This window comes from Acinetobacter sp. 1566109 (genome assembly GCF_000582255.1).
In the GTDB taxonomy this organism is placed as follows: Bacteria; Pseudomonadota; Gammaproteobacteria; order Pseudomonadales; family Moraxellaceae; genus Acinetobacter; species Acinetobacter nosocomialis.
In genome coordinates this window covers 1-6206 of the sequence record NZ_JEYB01000104.1, presented here as the reverse complement: position 1 = coordinate 6206, position 6206 = coordinate 1, and the positions used below count along the sequence as shown (strand labels likewise).

Below are 6206 nucleotides of genomic sequence, written 5' to 3'. Positions count from 1 at the left end.
GTACCGGGTTGTGACCATGCAGTAACTATCCACAATGCTTTAGCTGAAGCGAAAGAAATCGGTTTCCCGCTTATTGTTAAAGCGGCAGCTGGTGGTGGTGGTCGTGGTATGCGTATTGTTGAACGCGTAGATACATTACTTGAGTCAGTTCAAGCAGCTCAACGTGATGCAGAAATGTGGTTCGGCGATGATACAGTGTACATGGAACGCTTCTTACAAAAACCTCGCCATGTCGAAGTTCAAGTTTTAGGTGATGGTAACGGCCATGCGATTCATTTATATGATCGCGACTGCTCATTACAACGTCGTCACCAAAAGGTGTTAGAAGAAGCTCCTGCTCCAAATCTACCAGAACAAGCACGCGCTGATATTTTACAAGCTTGTGTTAATGCATGTCAGTTAATGCAATATCGTGGTGCTGGTACATTTGAATTCTTGTTCGAAGACGGTGAGTTCTTCTTTATTGAAATGAACACTCGTGTTCAGGTTGAGCACCCTGTAACTGAAATGGTGACTGGTGTTGACATTATTGAACAGCAATTACGTATTGCAGCTGGTTTAGGCTTAGAGCTTCAACAAGAAGATATTGAAGTTCGTGGCCATGCCATTGAATGTCGTATCAATGCTGAAGATCCAACCACTTTCTTACCTTCACCAGGTAAAATTGAAAGTTTTTATGCGCCAGGCGGTGCAGGTATTCGTTTAGATTCTCATATCTATCCTGGATATAGCATTCCACCTTATTATGATTCAATGATTGCAAAATTGATCTCTCATGGTAAAAATCGTGAAACTTCGCTTGCCCGTATGCGTCAAGCGTTAGACGAAATGATTCTTACAGGAATTAAAACCAATATTCCTTTACATAAAGATCTTATCTTGCAAGATAAAAACTTCTGCGAACAAGCAATGGACATCCATTACCTTGAAAAACACTTGTTGAAAAAAGTGGAAGAAGAAAAGAAAGCTGAAACTGCATAATATGTATAATAAAAAAAGCCTCTTACATAAGAGGCTTTTTTTATTAATTCAAATTTATGGCAACATGCGACGTAGTGTTGCAAAGCATTGCTCGCCTTTAGCAGTTGAGCAGAAATTGATAGTATGGTCATTTTTCCATTGCACAAAATACTGGGAAACATCACCAGTCTGATCTTGCTGCTGACCAGAACAATCAACTTTATTATTATCAAACTTAATCTGCATCACTAGAGCTGATAACTGCTCTTTAGGGTCATCAGATGGTTGATATTCATAAATACCATATGACCATTCTTCACCGCTTTTAATCACCACATCATTACTACTACGGAAATTATAGTACTCTACACATTTTTTATTATTTGGAATCTCCATTCCCCACAATCCCATAATTTCAGGACGCGTAACAATACGTATAGCGTTAGGATTACTAGCAGTGCGTACGGGCTGTTCCGTTGGCTGTTGAGTCACTGTCTCAGCCATAGCAAAACCAGAACAAGCCAATAATAATCCCATAATATAAATATTTTTCATAGATTTATTAATCATTAAACGCATGGGTTTAAGTTAGCACATTTTTTTAGAAAAACATTGTTTCATAACCATATAAAAACAATATTTTTCAACCGTAACGAACCGATACTTCTCATCAAACAATTTTTATCTTTAACTACTCATCCCTAACAATTTTTAGCAACATTTGATTTAAGAAGCTGGCTTTTCAATCTGTTTAGGTAGCCAAAATACAAAGCACAAACCTAGAAGCACTACTAATGCAGCAATCATAAAAATATACTCACCAGTAAGAATTTTCCAATAATGACCAGCTAGAATACTTCCAAAGGCAACTCCAAGTCCCCACATGGTGCTATAAAAAGCCTGACCTCGACCTTGCTGCCCTATTGAAAAGTTCTGAAAAATGAGACGCATTGCAATAAGATGAAACAAGCCAAAACTAAAAGCATGTAAGCACTGTGCAAATAACTGACCTATAAAATAATGAGAGAAGAGAGCCACCAACAACCAGCGTATGCTTGTTAAAACTAAGCACATGGCAACAAGACTACGCCACGAAAAATATTTAAAAAACGTAGCGGCATATGCAAACATCACAATTTCAGCAATCACTCCCATTGCCCATAAAAAGCCAATTTCAGTCGTACTGTAATTTAAAGATTTTAGAAAATTGCTATAAAAACTATAAAAAGGGGCATGTGAAAAAAGAAGAATAAATTCAATAGTAAAAAAAGCAGCAACTTCTGGACGCTTTAACACAGGCAATAAAGGTTCTAAATGCTTTTGTGAAGTAGGAGCCCCTTCTGGTTCACGAATCGTAAAAGCCCAAATAAATGCAAGCGATGCTATTATGAGTAATAAAATAGGCAACATAGAGATTGGAATAATTTCTAAAATTGCACCTATGGTAAACACACCTACAATAAAACCGACCGATCCCCATTTTCGAATTTTTCCATAAAGTTTTGCCCTTTGGTCGCCCAACCAAAATAAGGTTACCCCTTCAAACTGAGCCAAAATTGCATTTTGGAAAAAGCTAAAAATAAGCATAAGTAAAGCGACAGATTGAAATGTATTGGGAACTATAAAGATAGCCAACCATATACAAGCTTCCATCCAAGTTGCGAGCCGCACCAAAAGCATTCTTTTACCAGATTTATCTGCGATCCAGCCCCAAACTAAAGGCGCAAAGAATCGCGTCACAATAGCAATAGATGATAAGATACCTATCTGCTGATAATTAAACCCTTGATCTTGAAGATATAAATTCCAATACGGCATGAACGTGCCAACGATGGAATAGTAAAAAAAGTAGAATCCACCGAGTCTGGTTTGAATTGTAAGTGATGGGAGCAACTGATAAACCTTATATCTTCAATAAGTTAGAATTTCAGATAGTTGTATGTATATCTACATTAGCACTTACTCGCAACTCAACAATCTACACACAACCTCAAAAGGATGCATCATCAATTGCATATTAAGTAAGAATACACATCAATTTACTGACCGGCGCAATTCTATCATCTAGATAAAAAACTAATAGCTTTATTGCTTTTTAAAATACAAAGCATAAAGCTATCACTATCAATCTTTAATCAAATTTTAATCTCACTTCTTCAATTTTTAGGTCTAGATAATCAATTTATTAAAAGGCTTTTATGTGAAAAGTTTGGCTATAGATAATTAAACAATGGGTAACTTTATTTAAAAGTAGATATACTTCACGCCAAAGTTTGTTCGATACTTCTCAACATGCCTAACACCCCTAGCTTTTGGCGCAGTCTTTTCCGTCTCGTACATATTTACGCTGGTATTTTTATTGCCCCATTTATATTTATTGCGGCATTTACAGGTCTTCTATATGCAGTTACTCCTCAGATAGAACAATCTATCTATAAAGATGCACTATATGTTCAGCCTTTAAATAAAGATATGCACCCACTAAGCCAACAGGTTGAAGTAGCAAAAAAAGCGATGCCCGAATCTGCACAAATTACAGAAGTTAGGCCAGCACCAAGTTCCATACAAACAACACGAGTCATTTTTTCTGATAAAGCTCATCATTTATATAACGAAGCTATTTTTGTAGACCCTTATACCCTTTCTATCAAAGGTCAGCTTGCTGTATATGGAACCAGTGGAGTATTACCATTTCGCACATTCTTAGATCAATTGCATAGTAATTTATTACTTGGAAAATGGGGACGTTTTTATAGTGAACTTGCAGCAAGTTGGCTCGGCATTTTAACTCTGACCGGACTATACAGTTGGTGGAAACGTCATCAAAACTTCAAAATTAGACAAACGCAGAAAAACTATTTATTAAAGTGGCATAGTTCTATTGGCTTGACCTTATTACCACTTTTATTGTTCATTGCGATTACGGGCCTTACATGGTCCCAGTGGGCCGGTGATAATATTCGTATTGCTCGTCAATGGCTAAATTGGCAAACGCCAACCTTAGCCACAACTTTAAATAATGCGCCATTATCAAAAATGCCTCATGATGAACATAAAGAACATCATGGTATGGTCATGGAGACTTCGAATTTAGAAATCATGCCAACCGAATTCGATTCTGTATTAGCAATTGCTAGAGCAAATGGAATTCATTCAGCACAAATACAAATCAAACCTCCTGTTGATGCAAACCAAGCTTGGACTGTTACTGAACTACAGCGCAAATGGCCAACACAGGCAGACAGTGTGGCTATTGATATACATAAACACAAAGTCATCGATAAACTAGCTTTTAAAGATTATTCATTATTTGCAAAACTTACACGTTGGGGAGTCGATGCTCATATTGGCGTATTATTTGGATGGGTCAATCAACTAGTACTCGCTTTATATGCACTCGGGCTATGTTTTATGATTATTTATGCATATAAAGCTTGGTTTAAAACCTCTAATTTAAAAATTACGACTAGCCATTTTGTAAGCCAAACTTTATTGGTATGGAAACGCGCAAACAATCAACAAAAAATAATCACGGCCCTTACACTTATTATTTTAGGAATTATTTTGCCCATTTTCGGATTTAGCTTATTAATCACACTAGTGATATTACTAATACGAAAACAAAGCTCTTTAAACACTAACTAAAACTCATGATACTTGCCAACTCACCTCCTTACTTTAAGTGAATAGTGAATTGGCAAGTAACTAATAAGTCACCGTAACAACTATGCTGTCTGAATAGTTACCAGGTGTACTTGAAATAGAAGTTCCTTGTGGAATTTTTCCATATACATTTGAAATTTGACTAGTGCCAGATCCTGTCTTTGACACTCCTCCAGAACCACCCACAGCAGTTATACCACCTGTAGTATCCCATACTGTGCTATAAGCAGTATCTTTGTATAACTGATAAGGAATGTATTGACTGCTTCCATTGGTCATACGTCTAAATCCACCGCTTATACGATTATTGCCATCCCCCAAATAAATGCTATAAGGTGTTCCATTGTTGCAAGTTGCATTAATCGCACCTTGAGCCGTGTAGTCACGACTTGTTGTACCAATATCACCAATATTGCCAAAATCGACATTTGATGTGGAATCTAACTGACAGAAACTTGGTACTACATAGTTAGCTGTAATCGTCATATTACCCGAGTCCCAGCCACCGCCACTATCACCCTCACATACACTGCTTGAATTTGCTTGCATGTCCCAAAATACTTGAACGGAGCCAATATAAGTCCCTACCGGATAGGCTGTTAAAGAGCCCGATCTTGCTGGAACTTTAATACTTACTGAGTAACTAATAATATTATTTGGTGCCACCGTAGTAACAGGACCATACCAAAAGTTTGAAGTTTGATTTGCAGTAGAAGAACCTGCTCCGCCTACAGTTGCCGTAACCGTATAAGGTAATGAAACATTACTATTTGAAGTAGTTGCTCCAGTAAATACTGTCTTCATGCACATATATCTTGATATTTAAGCAGTACTCCCAACATTCGTACACCGAATAGTTCCAGTATAAGTAATGGTAGCGTCACTATTAATCGTTGCTGCTGTATAATTATAAGTACTATTTGTGGTTCCAGTTACCGTACAGCCAGCATGTGCTGAACTAAAAAAAGCATAAAGCACAAATAACAGTAAACTAGCTAAAACATACTTTAAAGTAGATGAAAACTTTTTGGCTAGCATGTAGGAACTATGACTTACAATACTTATTGACATACATAAGGCCCCAATTTTTTAGCACTGTATTGCTTACTTTCATAAGTGAAATTAATTTGACAAGTACCATGATCGAGAAGATCTACTTCAAGTTTGTTTTGTCTTAATAAGTTTGGAACGAATACTTCACCATCGTAGCCCACTACAGCATCTTGCTGTCCATTAATTCGAACGCTATAGCCTGGTAATAATGGTGAGTTGTTTTTATCAACCACTCTCACTAAACCTGAAATAACCTGATGAGCACCAAAGTCGACTAAAGTCCCTTGGCGATAGCCTACTACTGTTTTTTGATCTGTAGATTTAACATTCCAATTTAAAGGAAGATATGATGGATCTAAATAAATATGGTTCTCTCTATATGGCATAAGACTAGGAATAAGAAATCTTCCAGACTTGTCAGTTGTTCCTAGATTTATCCCACCATTTATAATTTGGCTTTGCGGTCCGGCATTGGTGACAACAGCATAACCATCCCCTATTTCATTGGCCGCAAATATACGTCCTGCCGC

The 6206-nt window shown here is 37.1% G+C and carries 5 protein-coding genes and 1 pseudogene; 2 read left to right on the top strand and 4 right to left on the bottom strand.

Annotated features, from left to right (window positions below):
* Positions 1–981, top strand: a 981-nt coding sequence (locus J582_RS24105; protein WP_032048783.1) for an ATP-grasp domain-containing protein, incomplete at its 5' end; no start/stop codon positions are given.
* A gap of 54 nt (positions 982–1035) precedes the next feature.
* Here the strand turns inward: J582_RS24105 and J582_RS24100 are convergent.
* Positions 1036–1539, bottom strand: a complete 504-nt coding sequence (locus J582_RS24100; protein WP_002049607.1) for a hypothetical protein — start codon at positions 1537–1539, stop codon at positions 1036–1038.
* A gap of 147 nt (positions 1540–1686) precedes the next feature.
* Entirely contained in the window at positions 1687–2853 is a 1167-nt protein-coding gene (locus J582_RS24095; protein WP_199983349.1) for an MFS transporter, read from the bottom strand.
* Positions 2854–3252: 399 nt separating this feature from the next.
* Between J582_RS24095 and J582_RS24090 the strand changes: the two genes are divergently transcribed.
* Entirely contained in the window at positions 3253–4605 is a 1353-nt protein-coding gene (locus tag J582_RS24090; RefSeq protein WP_031982851.1) for a PepSY-associated TM helix domain-containing protein, read from the top strand.
* A 60-nt stretch (positions 4606–4665) separates the two neighbouring features.
* Here the strand turns inward: J582_RS24090 and J582_RS0105410 are convergent.
* Positions 4666–5694: pseudogene (locus tag J582_RS0105410) on the bottom strand (spore coat U domain-containing protein).
* Positions 5685–6206 (bottom strand): FimD/PapC C-terminal domain-containing protein (locus J582_RS24085; RefSeq protein WP_032048782.1); only part of this gene is annotated, 522 nt, incomplete at its 5' end. The pseudogene J582_RS0105410 and the gene J582_RS24085, both read right to left, overlap by 10 nt.

Excerpts from the sequence above, each read along its gene's own strand:
- J582_RS24100 (WP_002049607.1), bottom strand. The coding sequence starts at position 1,539 with ATGCGTTTAATGATTAATAAATCTATGAAAAATATTTATATTATGGGA.
- J582_RS24090 (WP_031982851.1), top strand. The coding sequence starts at position 3,253 with ATGCCTAACACCCCTAGCTTTTGGCGCAGTCTTTTCCGTCTCGTACAT.